Raw genomic sequence first — 16,569 nt, 5'->3', positions numbered from 1 at the left:
CTATTCGACAAGTGGCCGGAGATAGAGCATGGCCGCGATACCGGCGGCGAGCGACAGCCCTATCCACCACAATGACACTGAATTGAGCTGAACCTTGGTCCAAGGGTTCCGCTCCTGTTCCAGGACATCGGCTGCGACCCTTTTCCTGACCGGCACCAGCAGGACGACGATCATCAGCAGTACACAGCTGTACGAGTACAGGGTGAAGGAAACGGAGTAGCCCTTTACCGCGGCGGAGGGGACAAGGAAGACACACCCGCCCAGCGGGGCGAAGGATATCTGACGTTTTGCCTTGGGCGTGGGCATGCACCAACGCGTCGCGACCATGTAGACAATGGTCGTTCCCGCAGCAATGACGACCCAGTCGTTCGTGGTCAAATGGGGAGACATGTTCGCGGGCCCTCATCGGCCGGAACACCACGTGATTCTTTCACTACTGCCGATTCACGGCTATTTCGCTTGGCATCTTCCAGCCACCCCGCCTTCCCCACAACCGCTCGGGACTTATCCGCGATCGGCGGCAAGCCCTCTTCCTGGCGAAGGCCTCTCAATCAAGGTTACTCACCTGATCATCCGGCGTGAACGGAGGTTCCCGGCAGCGACGCCTGGCGGAACTCTGCCGCCTCCCGGCAACCTGCCGTCAGCCCAGCCTCACCGCGTTCTCGATGCGCGTGTCGGTACACGGCGCAGGTACATGCCGAGGTTGCCGATCACAGCCAGACCCACCGCGAGGTGCGCGCCCGCGATCGCGGTCGGCGCCCGGTCTCAGCGGAACGCGGCGACATTGCGGGCGGCCCAGTCGGTGAAGGGGAGCGGGGCGCGGCCGAGGACGCGTTGGACGTCCGGGCTGACGCGCAGTTCGGCCGGGTTCGGGGAGCCGAGGATGTCCAGCGTGTCGTCGGCGAGTTCGGCCGGCATGCTCTGGGTCATGGCGGTCTTGGCCTCGTCGCGGGTGAGTTCGTGGAACCTCACCGGCGAGCCCAGCGCGGCGGCGATGGCCTCCGTCTGCCGGCGCGGAGTGATCACCTCGGGGCCGGTCAGCTCGTAGACGCCGCCGGTGTGGCGGTCGTCCAGCAGGCAGGCCGCCGCGACCGCGGCGATGTCCGCCGGGTCGATGACCGGCACTCCTACGTCACCGAAGGGCGCGGCGACGACCTGTCGCGTGCGGACGGACTCGGCCCACCACAGGGCGTTGGAGGCGAAGCCGCCCGGCCGCAGGATGGCCCACTCCAGGCCGGACTCCCGCAAAATGTCCTCCAGTTCGCGCATCGCGATCCGGGTCGGGCCGTACGGCCTGGTCGCCACGCCCAGAGTGGAGAGCAGGACGATCCGGCGGACCCCGCTCGCCGCGGCTTCGCCGATGAGGTCGGCGGGGTGGGCTCCTGTGGCGTGCAGGTCGCCGGACAGCAGCAGGAACAGCGCCTTCGCTCCGGCCAGCGCGGGCTTGAGGCTGGCCGGCCGGGCCAGGTCGGCCGTCACGTGCCGGACACCGTTCGGCACCGTCGTCGAGTGCCGTGACACCGCCGTCACCTGATGGCCCGCCTCAGCCACCGCCTGCGTCAGCGGCCGGCCGATGTTCCCGGTAGCCCCGGTCACCACGATCATGATCAGCTCCTTGTCGTCGGTTGTCGTCGGAAGTCCTCTGTGGCCTTCACGCTAGGAGTGCGGGCTAACTTTCGGTAAGGACATACCCCGAGGTAAGCTCATGTCATGGTGGGAGGCGTGCAGCGCAGAGGGACCGGGACCGGGGCGCGGTATGACGTGTTTCACACGGACTGCCCCGCGCGCGATGTGGTCGACCATGTGACCAGCAGGTGGGGCATCTGGGTGCTGATCTCCTTGCGGAGCAATGACCTCCGGTTCTACGAGCTGCGCGAGAGCATTCACGGCATCAGCGAGAAGATGCTCGCCCAGACCCTGCGCGCACTGGTCCAGGACGGCCTGGTCTGGCGGGAGGTCGAGCCGACGACGCCGCCCCAGGTCACCTACGGGCTGACCGAGTTCGGCCGGGAGGTCGGCGAGCCGCTGACTGTGCTGTTCGACCGGATCACACGGCGGCTGTCGACGCGTGGGGCGGAGTAGCGCGGCAGAGGCCGGTGACATGTGTTTTTGCCGCTGTACGCCCTGCTTCACTTCACTTCACTTCCGCTGCCCACCGTGGGGGCACGGCAACAGGGCAGCGGGGCAGAGCAGGTTCGGCGTGGTGAGGGGCGGCGAGCATCGGCTCCGGCAGCATCCGCCGACGGCATGCGGAGGCGAGACGTCCGGCCCTCCGCGCCAACGGCTCTCCCATCAGCCGGCTACCACGCCTTGTCCGTCAACAGCCCGCTCCGAGGCGGCGTGCGAGGTGGAGCAGGTCCGGCAGGCGCAGCACCCGTCCGTCGAATCCCGGGAGGGGGACAGGGAGCGGCCGGGTCCAGCGGGCGGGGATCGCGTCCAGCCCGTAGTGCGCCCGCGCGAGGCCGCCGGTCACCGCGGCGACGGTGTCCGTGTCGCCGCCTAGGTCAGGACGTCCTCCGTCTGCAAGCCGATGTCCTCGGGTTCCGCTGCCGCCCACCGCTGGAAGCGGGCGAAGATGTCCGGCAGGCCCAGTCGGCCCCGCTCCAGCAGGGACTCCGCGACCAGGACGGCCGTCTGCGTGTCGTCCGTGGCCTCGCCGGGGTCCCAGCCACCGCCGCCGCACATCTCGCCACCGGCGCCCGGGGCGGGAAACCGCGCGGAGAACGCCCCTTGGTGACCGAACTCGAAGGGGCCGCCCAGGGCATCGCCCACCGCTGAGCCGGCCACCGCGCCGGCGGCCCGCTGAATCCGCTTCATCCGCGCAGGTTGTCCGTGCCCCGCCCCACCGCGCCGCCGACCCTTTCCCGACAGGACCTAGCCGCGTACATGCAGCCCGAAGCCCGTGCGGCCCTCCGGCTCCAGGCCCTTCTTCAGGTGCAGCGAAGGGATCTCGTAGTCGCCGGAGTTCTGGCGTCGGAAGGCGATCGGCTCGGTCGTGTCCAGGGTGAGCAGGCGCTGCTTCCAGGCCTTGGCGACGGCCGGGTAGTCCTCGTCGCGCAGTCGGTCGGCGCCGTACAGCACGAACGGCGGGAGTACCTCGATGCCCGGGTAGTAGAGGATGCCGTGGTGGATCGGGAACAGCAGGTCGTCGATGGGGCCGCTGATGCCGCGCGCGGCGTAGTGCGGCTCGGGGCCGCCGGCGGTCACCGACAGCAGGGCCCTCCTGCCCGCGAGGGTTCCCTCGCCGAAGCGCTCGCCGTACTTGATGTCGCTGTGTTCGCCGACGCCGTACGCGAAGCGGTAGGTGAACACCCGGTCCACCCAGCCCTTGAGGATGGCGGGCATGGTGTACCACCACAGCGGGAACTGGAAGATGATGGTGTCGGCCCACAGCAGCTTGTCCTGCTCGGCGCGGACGTCCGGGGTGAGCGCCCCCGCGTCGAAGGCCCGGCCCGAGTCCAGGGCGACCTTCAGCCGGCTCGACGCGTGCGGGCCGTAGTCGGCGGCGTCCGCGACCGCCTTCCAGTTCATCGCGTACAGGTCGCTCACCCGCACCTCGTGCCCGGCGTTCTCCAGCGTGGCCACCGCGAGGTCCTTCAGCGAGCTGTTGAGCGACTTCGGCTCCGGGTGGGCGTGGACGATCAGCGTCTTCATGGGAACTCCTTCGGATCGGATGCCTTCGATCCTGGGCGACGCTGCGCCCGGTGTTCAGGGACGCCTCTTCCGTAGGACGGGACTTCCTGGTATCGGCAGGGCCACCCTCGCGGGCCGCGCCGCGGCCATACTGAGCGCATGGATGATCTCGCGGGCTTTCTGCGGACCCGGCGGGCCCGAGTCGACCCGGCGGCCGTCGGCATCCCCCTCGACCGCCGCCGCCGGGTCGAGGGGCTGCGCCGCGAAGAGGTCGCGCACCTGTCCGGAGTCAGCGTCGACTACTACGTACGCCTGGAGCAGGGCCGCGCGACCCAGCCCTCCGAGCAGGTCCTCGACGCGCTCGCCCGCGTCCTCGGCCTCGACGAGACCGAACGCGGGCACCTCGACCGGCTCGCCCGGCAGCGCCGCCGCCGTGCGAAGGCGCCGGGCGGGCGGGTGCGGCCGGAACTGCTGCGCGTCCTCGGCCTGGTCGCCGACGCACCCGCGCTGATCACCAACCACCGCATGGACGTACTCGCCGCGAACCGCCTCGCCGGGCTCCTCTTCGGCCGGCCGGTCCCGGGGCTGAACACCGCCCGGCACATCTTCCTGGAGGAGGCCGAGCGCGGCCTCTACGCGGACTGGGAGAACTGCACCCTCGACGTGGTCGGGCACCTGCGCCTGGCCGCCGGGAAGTATCCCGACGACCCCTGCCTGGCCTCGCTCATCGGCGAACTGGCGATGGGCAGCGAGCGGTTCCGCCGCCTGTGGGCCCGCGCGGACGTGCGCGCCCGCACCCATGGCCGCAGGGCGTACCGGCACCCGCTGGTCGGACTGCTGGAACTGCACCAGGAGAACTTCGCGCTCCCGGACCACTCGGGCATGGAGCTGCTGGTGCTGTCCGCCGCCCCCGGCAGCCCCGCCGAGGACGGACTGCGCCTGCTGGCGGGCCTGGACGCGGACAGCGGTGACGCGCATCCCACGGTGAGCGCTCGGGCTCGCGAGTGATCCGTCATGTGCGTACGCCGGCCGCGGCGCACGACGGCGCATCTCACCGACGTGGCGGACATCGAGCTGTCCGCCCTGGCGTGCCTGGCGGAAGCTCGGTGCGGGCAGCGGGCAGGGCCGGTTCGAGGCGACGGAAGCGGTCGCGCGCGGCAGTCTGCCCCGGGCGTCGGGGAACAGGGCCGCCTCCTCGCGGTGCCTCCTGGTGCGCGCCCTGAACGGGCAGGGGCGGTGCGAGGAGGCGCTCGCCGGGACCTCGTGAGGTCCGGCTCTGACTCCCGGCCCACCACCAGCGCTCACCTGTCATTCCCAGCGGATTCCGAAGACGCCGGGGCTGGACCGGGTGCCGATCACGTGGACGCAGCCGTCGGTGGGGCGGAGCAGGCGGCGGGCCTCGGGGGCCGATCCGGTCGAGGTGCTGAAGGCGTAGCAGGTGGTGGGCAGCGCGGCCGGGTCGAAATGCACCTCCAGCGCGTACTCCCCGGCCGGTGACTGCTGGCGGACGGTGAACTCCCGTGCCGGTGGGCGTGGTTCGGCGTGGGTCAGGGTGGCCTCGAAGATGGCGGTGTCGCCGCGCCGCAGCGGCCGGCTGAACAGTACTTCGGCGACGAGCATGCCGGTGCGCGGGTTCTCGACGACGGTGCCCCGGCGGCACGGCGGCCGCAGGTCCAGTGACGGGACCGAGCCGGGGGTGTCCGGCAGGTGGGCGAGGACCGCGCGGTCCGGTCCGTCCCGTTCGGCGCGTACCACCTGCCGCATCCACATGCGGTGTTCGCGTCCGCGCGCGTCGACCTCCAGCCGCATATGGCGGTTGAGGCAGCGCAGTGACGAGATCCAGCGGGAGTCGACGCTGCGGTAGGCCTCGCTCACGTCGCCGCGTCTGGGTTCCGGCCAGAGCGCGGTGAGGCCGGGCGCGTCGGCGGCCAGGCGCAGCCACCGGGCCCGGGGCCGGGGAGGGCCGAGGAGGGAGCTGAACGCGCCCGGCGGTACGTCCAGGACGCGTTCCAGCGAGGCGAGCGCGGCCAGCGCGGCGGTCTGGGAGGGCTGGTGGCGGCCGGAGCGCCAGCAGCTGAGGGTGGCCGTGGACACCGGTGTGCCCAAGCTGTGCAGCCGGTGCCGGATGCGGTTGAGGGTCAGGCCGCTGGCCTCCATCGCGGCCCGCAGGGCGTCCGGGAAGGGGCCGGTGCGCAGCAGGGCCGCCAGCGGTTCGCCGGGGAGCGAAACGGCATCGTCTTGCATCGTCGGGTCAGCCTCCTGCGGACGTCGGGCCGGTGTGTCGGCTGCGCAGTCGGACGTTCCGTCGGCCGAGGCACCGGCCCCGACCCCGGCCTCGGCCTCGGCGCCAGTCCCGGCCTCGGTCCCGGTCCCAGTCCCGGTTCCCAGTCCCAGTCCCAGTCCCAGTCCCAGTCCCAGTCCCGGGAGCGTGTTCCCGCGCGGAATCCAGCGAAGTGCGGAGACCCACGGCAAGTCAACGAGAACCAGGTAAGAGTCGGCGCCGGAACCGGGCAACCAGGGTCATTGGCCCCATCGCGATCAACTCCTAACAGTTAACGGGCAGATGACCTTGCCGCGTCCAAGCGGTGTGGCGCAGGCTTCCGGTTGCCGGTCGAACAAGGAGTCGGACGGCGGCAGTCCAGGCCGCCGAGTTCTCCCCACCGTCTTCCGTTCACCGGCGTGTGCCCGGTCCCACCGTCCGGTGGTCCGGCACTCCCCCCACTACTGCGCTCCAAGGAGTCGGAACGATGCGTTTCCGCAGATCCGCCGGTGTCGTCACCGTCGCAGCCGCCGCCCTGTCCTGCCTGTCCACCGCCGCGTTCGCGAACACCGCGACCGCCGCGACCGCCGCCGGGCAGGCCGCCCCCCACGCCCACCACCTGACGCACGGCCTGGGCCTCAACCTCAAGGAACTGCGGGGCAAGCACCCCGACGCGAAGCTCACCCGCCACGGTGCGCAGCCGGTCTTCAAGCGCTCCGGCGCCGCGCCGGCCAGCGCCGACCTCAGCAAGTACGCGCTCTCGCCGGGCGACCAGGGCCAGGTCGGCTCCTGCGTCGCCTGGGCCACCGGCTACTCGGCGTACGGCATCCTGATGAGCGAGCAGGGCATCGGCGGCGCTCCGATGGCGCCGATGTACATCTACTCGCAGATCGCCCAGGGCGACGACGAGGGCACCACCGCGGGCGTCGCGCTGCCCATGGAGCAGGACCAGGGCATCGACACCCAGTCCGACTACTGGCAGGGCACCGACGACTACACGACCCAGCCGGACGACAACGAGCGTGCCAACGCGGCCGGTTACAAGCTTTCGGGCTTCGACGAACTGCCCACGAGCGGTTCGTCGGCCAAGTCCGCCATCAAGAACGCCGTCTCCCAGGGCGAGCCCGTGGCGATCGGCTTCACCGTGCACCAGAGCTTCGAGGACCTGAACTCCCAGACCGCCTCGGACTACAGCTACCTGCCCGGCGACTCCTCCAGCGACCCGGTCCTCGGCGGCCACGAGGTCACCATAGTCGGGTACAACGCCCAGGGCGTGAAGATCGAGAACAGCTGGGGCTCCAACTGGGGCGCCGGCGGCTTCTTCACCGTACCGTGGACGTTCTTCAACACCGGTGACGTCAACGAGGTCCACGCGGTCGGCAGGCTCGCCACCAGCTGACCTGGAGCCTGGTGCCCATGCGGAAGCGCGGGCCGGGGTCACCCCCGGCCCGCGCCCCGTCCGCCGTGTGGTTCAGGCGCTGCCCCCTGCTGTCAGTCTGCCGTCAGCCTGCTGTCAGCCGAGGAGCTTGGCCGCCAGGGTGGCGGCGTTGTAGGAGCCCCAGCCGCTGGTGAAGTCCCAGCCGGTGGTGGCGGAGTAGGCGCCGTTGCTGCCGCTGGTGATGTCGTGGAAACCGGTGCCCTTCGCCGCGTACAGGGCCGGGTTCGCGAAGCCGAGGTTGGCCTTGCCGGCCGCCGCGGCCTGCTGGTTGTAGAGCGCGGCGAACGCCGCCCACTCGGGCGCGGCGGCGCTGGTGCCGCCCACCGCGGTCCAGCTTCCCTGGGAGTAGATCGAGACGCCGGGGCTGGGGTTGGCGTGCGCCGAGACGTCCGGGACCTGGCGGTAGCCGCCGCCGGCGCTCTTCTGGACGGGCGTCTGCCAGCTCGGGATCTTGAAGACGGAGGACTTGCCGCCGCCGCCCCCGGACCACGCCACCTCCTTGCTCCAGGCGTTGGAGGAGGTCACGGTCAGCTTGGTGCCGCCGACGCCGGTGACGTACGGGTCGCTGGCCGGGTAGTCGACGGAGGTGCCGCCGTTGCCCGCGTCGTCGGAGCCGTCGTCGCCGGAGGCCGCGTAGAAGCCGAGGCCCTGGGCCGCGCCGGCCTTGAAGACGGCGTCCACGGCGTTGATGTTGGACGTGGTGCGCTGGGACTCGGCGGCGCCCCAGCTGATCGACGTGGTCGGAATGCCGCTGTCGACGATGGCCTGGTAGGTGTCGACCTCGCCGGCGTCGGAGTTCGGGCCCTCGAAGACGGTGACGTTCGCCTTGGGGGCGATCGCGTTCAGCACCTCGATGTCCAGCTCGACCTCGACCTGGCCGTCACCGAGCGCGCCGGAGCCGCCGTCGACCTTCTGCACCGCCGGGGCGGGCGAGCCCAGCCCGTAATGGCTGTCGTAGGCGCTGATGTTGGACTGCTGGAAGCCGTCGAACTCCAGCAGCGCGATCTTCTGGCCGCTGCCGGTGTACGTGCCGGAGACGTTGTAGCCGCCCTTGAGCTGGGCGGGGGTGTAGCCGCCGCCGGGGCCGTTGTGCGGGGTGACGGTGGACGGCGCCTGGTGGTGCAGCTGGACGCGGTTGTTCAGCCCGGCCACGTCGCTGACGAGCGGCGCGAGGGCCTTCGGCAGCGTCGGGGCGCTGTCATTGGCGTAGAAAGCGCGGCCCGAGGCGGTGTCCTTCCACGCCGAGAGCGTGGTGCCGAAGGCCTTCTGCACCTGGGCGGCGGTGCCGCTGGCGTCGATCAGCAGGTTGCCCGAGTGGACCGTGCCGACCGTGAGGCCCTGTCCCCGCAGGTAGTCCTTGAGCTGCTCGACCTCGGCGGTCGTACGGCCGAAGCGGGCGGCGAACTGCTGCTTCGTCAGGTAGTGGCCGTAGGAGCTGGACTTCGGGTCGCTGACCTGGGCGACGAACGTGTCGAGCGCCTTGCCGCCTCTGGGGGCCAGGCTGACGGCCACCGCTATCCGCTGGCCCGCGGCGACCGCGCCCGTGCGGGTCGCGTGCTGGGTGAGTCCCGTCAGCACATCTCCGGTGACGGCGGCGCGGGTTGTGTGCGGCTGCGCGGAGTCGGCCGCCCAGGCCGCGGGGACGGCGGCGGCGAGCAGGGACGGTACGGCGACCAGGCCGAGCAGTTTCAGGCGTGACTTCACTGTGGGATCCTCTGGGGAGTGGGGGCGGTGTTCCCGGGAAGCGGAACAGCTTCAACGTAGGAACAGCGACCCCCTCCGCATAAGCGGGGGAACCCTTGCTTCCTGTGTTAACCACCGATGTCATGTGAACGGCGGGTGACCAGTGCCCGGGGCGCGGGGCGCGCGGGCCGGCTGGTCGTCACCTCCTGGGCCACGGAGGCGGATTGGCCGTCGTCGTCGGCCGCGTCGACTGCCGCGCCCGACACGATGACCGCGACCGCCATCGCGTGGGCCAGCGCCGTGCGCGAGCGCACCCCGAACTTGCGGTACACCCGGGACAGCGCGCCCTCCACCGTCTTGACGGAGATGAACAGTTCGGCCGCGACCTCCCGGTTGGTGGCCCCGCCGCCGACCAGCTCCGCGATCCTCGCCTCCGAGGGCGTGAGCCCGGGCCCGCCCGTCTCGGTCCGCTCCCCGGACTCCAGCCGGGCCAGTTCCTCCCGCGCCCGCGCCGCCCACGGAGCCGCGCCGATCCGTGTCGCGGTCCGCAGCGCTTCGCCGAGAGCCTCGCGCGCCGCGCCGCGGCGGCGCGCCCGGCGCTCGACCACGCCGAGCGCGACCAGCGTCCGCACCAGGTCCACCGGCAGCGGCAGCCGGCGCAGCCGCTCCACCGCGGCGCGCAGCCGTACCGTGCCCTCCCTGGCCCGGCCGAGCCCCGCCTCCCGCAGCCCCTCGGCGCGGTCCAGGGCCGACAGCACGCTGCCGGGCGTGGCACCGGACACCCGGGAGCGGGCCTCGCCGAGCACCTCGCCGGCCAGGTCCATCTCCCCCGACACGACCAGCGCCTCGGCCAGGTCCCCGTACGCGTGCAGCAGCGGGGCGTCGCCCGCGCGCATGGTGGCGCCCAGCTCCCTGAGCCGGTGCAGCGCCTCGGCCGCGGCCGCCGCCCCGCGCGCGTCCCCGGCCAGCAGCTCGGCCTGCCCGAGCACGGCCAGCGCGCGCAGCAGGAACAGCCGGTCGCCGTCCGTCTCGCAGGCGCGCACCGCCTGCCGGGCCAGGCTCCGGGCCTCCTCCGCGGTGCCGCCCGCGGCCTGCGCGAGCGCCGCCGCGTACAGCGCCGGACCCGCCGGTACGCCCCCCTCGGCCAGGGCGCGGGTGCAGCGGGCGGCGGTGCGCAGGGCCTCGCGGCAGTGACCGGCGCGCACCTGGACCCGGGCCCGCGCCACCCGGGTCGCCATGAGCTCCTCGACCCCGGCGGACTCACCGATGGCGGTGAGCAGCCCGGCGATCCACTCCCCCGCCTCGGTCACCCGGTCCGCGTCCAGGGCGAGGACCGCGCGGGTGCGGATCAGCCGCCGGCTCTCCGGGCCGCCGCCGGGGCCGCCGCCGGCGCCCTCGGTGCCGTCGCCCGGGACCGGCGCCTCCGCCAGCGCGGCGTCGGCGGCGGCCGGGTCCCCGGCCAGCGACCGCACCCGGGCCAGCGTGGTGAGCGCCCCGGTCCGGGTGTCCGTGTCACCGGCCGCGGCCGCCTGCCGCGCGGCCCGCCGGGCGTACCGGGCGGCCTGCGCCAACTCCCCGCACAGCAGCTCCCGTACGGCCGCCCAGTGGTACAGCCACGCCTGTGCCCGCGGGTCTCCGGCCGCGTCCCGCAGGCCCTCCTCGATCAGCTCGCGGGTCCCCTCCAGCGCCTGCCCCGCGTGGCGCAGCAGGACCAGCCGGGCCCGTACCCGCTGCTGCGCGGAGCCCGCCGCGGCGAGGACGGTCCGGGCCGCCTGCCCCGCCTCCTGGAGCTGCCCGGCGTCGCAGGCGTACTCGGCCGCTGCCAGCAGCCGGTCCGCGTACGCCGCTTGATGGTCGGCCGGGGTGCGGCGGGCGGCGAGCCGGGCGAGTTCGTGGGCGGTGTCGGCCGCGCCCCGGCGGCGCGCGTGCTCGGCCGCGGCCATCAGGGTGCGGGCGGTGGTCTCGTCCTCGTACGGGCGGGCGAGCGCGAGATGACGGGCCCGTTCCACCGGCTCGGTGACCGCGACCGCCAGCAGGGCGTGTGCCGCGCGGCGGCCGTGCTCGGGCGCGTCGGCGTACACGGCGGCCCGCAGCACCGGATGCCGGAACCGTACGATGCCCTCGGTGTCGGCGCTCGCGACGCCGAGCCGTTCGGCCCGCGCGAGGGCGGCCGCCGGGCCGGGGAGCCCCGCGGCCCGCAGCAGGGACAGGCTCGGGCGGTCGGCGGCGCTCGTCACGAGGAGGGCGTGCCGCGCGGCCTCCGGCAGGGCGCGTACCTCTTCCAGCAGCGCGGCGCGCAGCCTGCGCGGTACGGGCAGCGCGCGGCCGGGGTCGGCGGGCGCCGGGGCCAGCCTGGCCGCCCGGCCCAACTCCAGTGCGTAGGACGGGTTTCCGGCGGCGGTGGTCTGGACCGCCCGGAGCAGCGCGGGCGGCAGCTCGGCGCCGAGGGCCGCGCGCAGCAGCCGGGCGACCTCCATGTCCGGCAGCGGCGGCACGGCCAGTTCGGCGGTGCCGGGCGGGCAGCAGCGCAGCATTTCCGGCAGCTCGCCGTCCGCGCTCCGCTCGGCGGCCACCATGCGCAGGGCGGTGCCGTCGAGGCGGCGTACGGCATAGCCGAGCGCGTCGGCGCTCGGTCCGTCCAGCCACTGCAGGCCGTCCACGACCAGCAGCACGGGGCCGGTCAGCGCGAGTGCGCGCAGCACGCCGAGGACGGCGAGGCGCACCGCGAGCCGGTCCCGGCCGCCGTCCGCCGGTTCGTCCGCGCACAGCAGCGCCGCCCGCAGGGCCGTACGGGGCTCGGGTGCCAGGGCGTCGAGGTGGCATTCCGGCACCCCGGCGAACAGGTCGACGAGCCCGGCGAACGGCAGCCGGGCGTCCTCCGGCGCGGGCGAGCAGCGCAGCACCGGGGCGGCGGAGGACGCGGTGAGGGCGGCTACCAGCGCGGACTTGCCGATCCCCGCGGGGCCGTGGAGGAGGACGCCGGGGCAGTCGGCCAGCGCGGCCCGGGCCGCGCCGAGCAGCTCACGGCGACCGACCGGCGACCCCGCACACACGGCGGCGGGCCGCTCCGCGCCGTGGTGGTGGCCGGTGATCTCCGCGCGTCGCTCCATGTGCTCATGACAATCTCGGGAGTTCGGCTTGTCAATGAGGGCATCACGCCGAACGCGGCGGCGGCCTCCTCACCCGGCTCGCGGCCGCGGCGATCCGCAAGGTGACGCGGCTCGTCGTATCGCCCGGGCGGTGGAAGGTGACGACTCCGGCGTGGTCGGCACCGTCCACGGTGTGCCAGGCGATCCGGTCCTCCGGGATCACTTCGGTGAGTTCCGCGACGCATGCCTACGGCCACTGCACCGGCGTTCGGACGTTCTCTGCCCGGCGGTGAGGGTGGCGGTGGCGAGGCCGTGGCGCCGGTACGGAGGCGGTCACAGCCAGCCGCGCTGTGCGGCCTTGATGCCGGCCTCGAAGCGGCTGCTGGCATGGAGGCGTTCCATGAGCGAGGCCATGTGGCGGCCCACGGTGCGGGCGGAGACGCCCAGGCGCTGGCCGGCCGCGTCGTCGGTGAGACCGGTGCCGAGGAGGTGCAGAAGTTCGCGTTCGGTGCCGGTCAGGCCGGTTTCCGGGGCGTCGGGACGGGTGGCGCCGAGCGGCACCGCGGTGTTCCACGCCTGCTCGAACAGGTCGACCAGGGCGGCGAGGATGCCCGGTTCGGTGACGTGGAGGGCGCCTTTGCGGTGGTCGGCGGGATCGACGGGGACGAGCGCCTGCGCCCGGTCGAACACGACCATCCGCTGCGGGATGGTGGGAGCGGTGCGGACCTCGGCGCCCTGGCTGAGCAACCAGTGGGCGTGGGCGCTGATGTGGGGATGCTGACGCGTCGCGTCCTGGTAGAGGGTTCTCATGGTGATGCCGCGGCTCAGGGCCTCCGCGTCGGCCGGCCGGGCGACCGACAGGTCCTCCGGGGTCTGGATCCCGGGCTGGACTCCGAGCACCTCGGTGCGCGCGGAGTGGCCCATCCGCTCCAGGGCCGTGTGTACGGCGTCCATGCCCAGGACACGTTCTCCGTGCGGGGAGCGGCGTTCGGCGCGTTCGGCGACCATGCGGGTGACCGCGGCCCGGGATGCGGCGAGTCGGGCCTGGCGTTGGGCGAGTTCGGCCTCCTGGCGGGCCAGCAGTTCCGTGAACCCGACCTCGGGACTGACGGCGCGCAGCTGACCGGGGTGCTCGCCGGACGCGCGGACCAGCATCAGCCGGCCGAGTTCGTCCAGACACTCGCGGACCCGTGATGGTGCCAGCCGGCACAGGCCGGCCAACGCGTCGACGCCCAGTGAAGGGTGGTCGATCATCGCTTGATAGACCTTCGCGGAGGCATCACTGACCCCCAGAGCATCCAGCATGGCACCGGTCCCCCCGTCGCGGCGCCGCCCTCCCCGGCGGCACATGCGGTGATCATCATGCCAGCCGAAATCGAACACTGTAACGACCAAGCACGTTTTGTTTACTCTAAGTTGACGCAAGGTCACTTGCCGGAGGTGGGTCGGCATTCCTGTGCGACCGTCTCACCAGGGGCCGTCAGGACGGTGTCCCTCCGGCGGCAGCGGCCAGGGGGCCGACCGGTTGGCCCGCCCATGAGCGTGTGTCCAAATCCGGACTGTCCGACAGCGGACAACCGGAGGCTCTTCCCGGCACGTCGATCAGCGGAGAAGCTGTCCATCGCCAGCCGGAAACAGCCCGGAAGGGCCAAGGTGCGAGCGTCGGCTGAGGGACGCCCGACCGGAACCCGGCCCGGACTCCCACCCCAGAAGAGAGCCCCTGTCATGATCCGCACCCGTATCGCCCGGACCGTCGCGGTCGCCTTCCTCGGCCTGCTGGCCCTCGGCGCCGCCGTGGTGACCCAGGCACCCGCCTCCTTGGCGCACAGCATCCCCGCCTCCGAGGCGCACAGCACCTTCGCCTCCGAGGCGCACAGCCGCCCCGCGGACATCTCCTGGGGTGGCTGACCACCTGATGGACATCGCCTACTCCTGCCTCAAACGCCGCGTCGGAGTCCCCGCCGAGCCGGCGAGCGAGGTGGCCGAGGTGCTCGGCGCCCTGTGGGCCCACGCGGTCCCCGAGGACGGGCTGGAGCACGCGCTCGGCCGTGCCGAGGAGGAGCGCTTCGATCTGCTCATCTACCTGCTCACCCTGGACCCCACCGCCCCCGGCTTCCGCAGCGTGACACACCGCGCTCACGCCCTGCTCACACGCTGCCACGAGGCATCACCTCTGATGCGGCGCCGCTATCTGCCGCCTGACGCGCCGACGGCCGACGTGCTCGCCTAGTACGCCGCCCCGACGCGCCGCCGCCCGACGCGCCCGCCTAGTAAGCCGCCCGACGCGCTCTCAGCTCGCCCGACTACGCCGCCCTGGCTCCCGGCTCCTGGCTCGCGCCGACGCCGCGCCCTCTCGCCCGTCACTCCGTCACGGCCCGTCTCCGCGCCCTGTCCCACCACCGCTGTTCCCGCAGGACAGCCTGGGGCAGCCCCTCGGAGCAGGCCGCGGAGGGCGCCGAACAGAGCCGCATCGCCTCGCATCCCGGTGACAGCAACGCCTGGTGACGGCCGCCAGAACCGTCGTGACCACGCGCGGCGCACGTCTGCCCGCCTCCGCCCGCCTCCGCCCACCTCTGCCCGCCTCCGCCCGCGCCTGTCCTGAACAGCTGCCCCGCCCTGGAAAGGGACCATCCGCCATGCCCACCGTCCGTCGCCGCGCCTTCGCGTTCGCCGCGGTCCCCGTCGCCCTGGCCGCGGCCGCCGTCGCAGTCGTCCAGTACGGCAGCGTCTCGTCGGCCGCCCCGGCGCACCCTTCGTCTGCCGTCGCGTCCAGCGCCCCTGCCGCCGACCGCGACATGCCCAGGACGTACACCGCGCGCTCCGCTCCCGTGCCCTCTACTACCGCCCCGGCCCATGGCGCCGCCCCGCGGGCCAAGTCCCCGTCCCCGGCCCCGCCGTTGGCCGCCGGCCAACTGCCCGACGAGGCCAAGGCGGCCTGGAAGCCGATCGGCTCGCCCGTCAGACGTCCCGTCGGCCATCACATCGGACTCGACGAGTGCGCCGGCCTCGACGGCGCCACGGCCTGGCTGCAGCAGGGCTGGGCCAGTGCGGCGGGCACTCCGGCGATCCAGGACACCTTCACCTTCGCCACCTCCGCCGCCGCCCGGCACGCGTTCGACCAGGCCGGCACCGGCATGAAGTCCTGCGCCATGCCGCTGCGCGCCCTGCAGAGCACCAACCGCCTCACCCCCGACGCCTCCGTGGCCCGCACCGCCACCGCCGGCGACGCCTCGGCGTGGCGGTACCAGTGGACCGCCGTCCCCGGGATGTCCGCTCCCGGCTCGCAGACACATCACGTCTACCTCGCCCTCCAGGGGAGCCAACTGACGGCCCTGCAGTACACCGACCTGGCTTCGGCCGGTCAGACCGACACCGCCACCCCCGCCTCGGACCGGGCGTTCCTGTCCACCCTCGCGGCCCAGCTCCGGGCCCACCCCTGATCCGGCCGCCCCGCGTTCCGATCCGGCCGCCCCGCGTTCCATCCGGCCGCCCCGCGTTCCGATCCGGCCGCGCCATACCCGTTGCACCCGTTGTCTGTGCACAGAAGGAGTCACAGTGTCATCCCGCAAGCGCGCTTTCCTCGTTTCTCTCGCCGCGGTCACCGCCCTGACCGCCACCGGCACGCTGGTCGGCCTGGCCACCGGCCCGGCCGCCTACGCCGCTTCCACGGCCGGCGGCAGGATCACCCGTAGTGAGGTCCTCTCCCGCGCCCAGTCCTGGGTCGACGAGAACGTTCCCTACAACCAGTCCGGGTACAAGTCCGACGCGAACGGCACCTACAGAGAGGACTGCTCGGGCTATGTCTCCATGGCCTGGCACCTGACCGACAGCCTGGTCACCTGGACGCTGCCCGACGTGTCCTCCCAGATCAGCTTCTCCTCGCTCAAGCCCGGTGACGCCCTCGACTACACCGCCGAGCACACGTTCCTCTTCGCGGGCTGGAAGGACCAGAGCAGCGGCTCCTTCACCTACTACGCCGAGTCCAACGAGCACGATCCCACCCACGGGCCCACCTCGGCCAACATCAACAACTCCTCCCTGGAGGGCTGGCCCACCAGCGTCTACGAGGGCCTGCGTTACAACAACATCGCCGACGACGCTCCGCCGCCCGTCACGCTCACCCACTCGGCCACGGGCGACTTCAACGGCGACGGCAAAGCGGACCTGGTCGGCATCGACAGCAACAACACGATGTGGCTCTACCCCGGCACCGGTGTCGCCGGGAAGTTCGGCGCCCGGATCGAGATGTACGGCGGTACTTCCTGGAAGGACGTCAAGGGCCTGGCCGTCGGTGACTTCAACGGTGACGGCAAGGCCGACGTGATGGCGATCTGGAGCGACGGCTCACTGCACCTGTACAGCGGCAACGGCGACGGCACCATCAACGCCGCAGGCGGCGCCCTCTACGGCGGCACGACGTGGGGGACCGTACAAGGGCTGACGGCCGGCGACTTCAACGGCGACGG

14 protein-coding genes and 2 pseudogenes are annotated in these 16,569 nt (G+C 72.8%); 7 read left to right on the top strand and 9 right to left on the bottom strand.

All coding sequences use genetic code 11. From position 1 onward, the window contains the following. Both ABZ858_RS24050 and ABZ858_RS24045 read right to left on the bottom strand, forming a co-directional pair. Entirely contained in the window at positions 1-378 is a 378-nt protein-coding gene (locus ABZ858_RS24050; RefSeq protein ID WP_361382112.1) for a hypothetical protein, read from the bottom strand. Positions 379-765: 387 nt separating this feature from the next. Further along, complete coding sequence (locus ABZ858_RS24045) at positions 766-1,605, bottom strand: NAD(P)H-binding protein (RefSeq protein ID WP_361382109.1); 840 nt, start codon at positions 1,603-1,605, stop codon at positions 766-768. 105 nt (positions 1,606-1,710) lie between these two features. Here ABZ858_RS24045 and ABZ858_RS24040 point away from each other — a divergent pair, with 105 nt between their 5' ends. Beyond that, on the top strand, positions 1,711-2,082 hold the full coding sequence (locus ABZ858_RS24040) for a helix-turn-helix domain-containing protein (RefSeq protein WP_361382106.1): 372 nt from the start codon (positions 1,711-1,713) through the stop codon (positions 2,080-2,082). 235 nt (positions 2,083-2,317) lie between these two features. On the opposite strand, the pseudogene ABZ858_RS24035 reads toward ABZ858_RS24040, so the two are convergent. Together ABZ858_RS24035 and ABZ858_RS24030 are read right to left on the bottom strand one after the other, a co-directional pair. Further along, positions 2,318-2,817: pseudogene (locus tag ABZ858_RS24035) on the bottom strand (ADP-ribosylglycohydrolase family protein). 57 nt (positions 2,818-2,874) lie between these two features. After that, a complete protein-coding gene (locus ABZ858_RS24030) occupies positions 2,875-3,654 on the bottom strand; it encodes an NAD(P)H-dependent oxidoreductase (RefSeq protein WP_361382104.1) in 780 nt (259 codons plus the stop codon). A 138-nt stretch (positions 3,655-3,792) separates the two neighbouring features. On the opposite strand from ABZ858_RS24030, the gene ABZ858_RS24025 reads away from it, so the two are divergent. Then, the gene (locus ABZ858_RS24025; protein WP_361382101.1) at positions 3,793-4,641 is read left to right on the top strand and encodes a helix-turn-helix transcriptional regulator; all 849 of its coding nucleotides are present in this window, start codon (positions 3,793-3,795) and stop codon (positions 4,639-4,641) included. A gap of 300 nt (positions 4,642-4,941) precedes the next feature. Here the strand turns inward: ABZ858_RS24025 and ABZ858_RS24020 are convergent, their stop codons facing one another. After that, entirely contained in the window at positions 4,942-5,877 is a 936-nt protein-coding gene (locus ABZ858_RS24020; RefSeq protein WP_361382098.1) for a transcriptional regulator, read from the bottom strand. A gap of 503 nt (positions 5,878-6,380) precedes the next feature. On the opposite strand from ABZ858_RS24020, the gene ABZ858_RS24015 reads away from it, so the two are divergent. Continuing rightward, the gene (locus ABZ858_RS24015; RefSeq protein WP_361382095.1) at positions 6,381-7,292 is read left to right on the top strand and encodes a C1 family peptidase; all 912 of its coding nucleotides are present in this window, start codon (positions 6,381-6,383) and stop codon (positions 7,290-7,292) included. Between the two features lie 114 nt (positions 7,293-7,406). Here the strand turns inward: ABZ858_RS24015 and ABZ858_RS24010 are convergent, their stop codons facing one another. The 4 genes and pseudogenes from ABZ858_RS24010 to ABZ858_RS23995 all read right to left on the bottom strand — a co-directional run bounded on the left by ABZ858_RS24010 (position 7,407) and on the right by ABZ858_RS23995 (position 13,408). Beyond that, the gene (locus ABZ858_RS24010; protein WP_361382092.1) at positions 7,407-9,035 is read right to left on the bottom strand and encodes a S53 family peptidase; all 1,629 of its coding nucleotides are present in this window, start codon (positions 9,033-9,035) and stop codon (positions 7,407-7,409) included. A 107-nt stretch (positions 9,036-9,142) separates the two neighbouring features. Further along, complete coding sequence (locus tag ABZ858_RS24005; RefSeq protein ID WP_361382089.1) at positions 9,143-12,124, bottom strand: LuxR family transcriptional regulator; 2,982 nt, start codon at positions 12,122-12,124, stop codon at positions 9,143-9,145. A gap of 91 nt (positions 12,125-12,215) precedes the next feature. After that, positions 12,216-12,344: pseudogene (locus ABZ858_RS24000) on the bottom strand (cyclase); the annotation flags it as partial. Positions 12,345-12,436: 92 nt separating this feature from the next. Then, on the bottom strand, positions 12,437-13,408 hold the full coding sequence (locus ABZ858_RS23995) for a LuxR C-terminal-related transcriptional regulator (protein WP_361382086.1): 972 nt from the start codon (positions 13,406-13,408) through the stop codon (positions 12,437-12,439). A 420-nt stretch (positions 13,409-13,828) separates the two neighbouring features. On the opposite strand from ABZ858_RS23995, the gene ABZ858_RS23990 reads away from it, so the two are divergent. The 4 genes from ABZ858_RS23990 to ABZ858_RS23975 all read left to right on the top strand — a co-directional run. Next, the gene (locus ABZ858_RS23990; protein WP_361382083.1) at positions 13,829-14,011 is read left to right on the top strand and encodes a hypothetical protein; all 183 of its coding nucleotides are present in this window, start codon (positions 13,829-13,831) and stop codon (positions 14,009-14,011) included. Further along, entirely contained in the window at positions 14,004-14,333 is a 330-nt protein-coding gene (locus ABZ858_RS23985; RefSeq protein ID WP_361382080.1) for a hypothetical protein, read from the top strand. The genes ABZ858_RS23990 and ABZ858_RS23985 overlap by 8 nt, the downstream gene beginning before the upstream one ends. A gap of 598 nt (positions 14,334-14,931) precedes the next feature. Continuing rightward, entirely contained in the window at positions 14,932-15,543 is a 612-nt protein-coding gene (locus ABZ858_RS23980; protein ID WP_361382077.1) for a hypothetical protein, read from the top strand. Positions 15,544-15,658: 115 nt separating this feature from the next. Further along, the coding region (locus tag ABZ858_RS23975; RefSeq protein WP_361382074.1) for a VCBS repeat-containing protein at positions 15,659-16,569 on the top strand (911 nt) is incomplete at its 3' end.

Origin of the sequence: Streptomyces sp. NPDC047017 (assembly GCF_040644175.1) — a bacterium.
In the GTDB taxonomy this organism is placed as follows: domain Bacteria; phylum Actinomycetota; class Actinomycetes; order Streptomycetales; family Streptomycetaceae; genus Streptomyces.
The sequence above is the reverse complement of the archived record's forward strand: the minus strand, read 5'-3'. Positions and strand labels throughout refer to the sequence as shown.

Coding starts and splice junctions, on each gene's coding strand:
- ABZ858_RS23990 (WP_361382083.1), top strand. CDS start 13,829: ATGATCCGCACCCGTATCGCCCGGACCGTCGCGGTCGCCTTCCTCGGC.
- ABZ858_RS24040 (WP_361382106.1), top strand. CDS start 1,711: ATGGTGGGAGGCGTGCAGCGCAGAGGGACCGGGACCGGGGCGCGGTAT.
- ABZ858_RS24030 (WP_361382104.1), bottom strand. CDS start 3,654: ATGAAGACGCTGATCGTCCACGCCCACCCGGAGCCGAAGTCGCTCAAC.
- ABZ858_RS24025 (WP_361382101.1), top strand. CDS start 3,793: ATGGATGATCTCGCGGGCTTTCTGCGGACCCGGCGGGCCCGAGTCGAC.
- ABZ858_RS24045 (WP_361382109.1), bottom strand. CDS start 1,605: ATGATCGTGGTGACCGGGGCTACCGGGAACATCGGCCGGCCGCTGACG.
- ABZ858_RS24020 (WP_361382098.1), bottom strand. CDS start 5,877: ATGCAAGACGATGCCGTTTCGCTCCCCGGCGAACCGCTGGCGGCCCTG.
- ABZ858_RS24015 (WP_361382095.1), top strand. CDS start 6,381: ATGCGTTTCCGCAGATCCGCCGGTGTCGTCACCGTCGCAGCCGCCGCC.
- ABZ858_RS24005 (WP_361382089.1), bottom strand. CDS start 12,124: ATGGAGCGACGCGCGGAGATCACCGGCCACCACCACGGCGCGGAGCGG.
- ABZ858_RS23995 (WP_361382086.1), bottom strand. CDS start 13,408: ATGCTGGATGCTCTGGGGGTCAGTGATGCCTCCGCGAAGGTCTATCAA.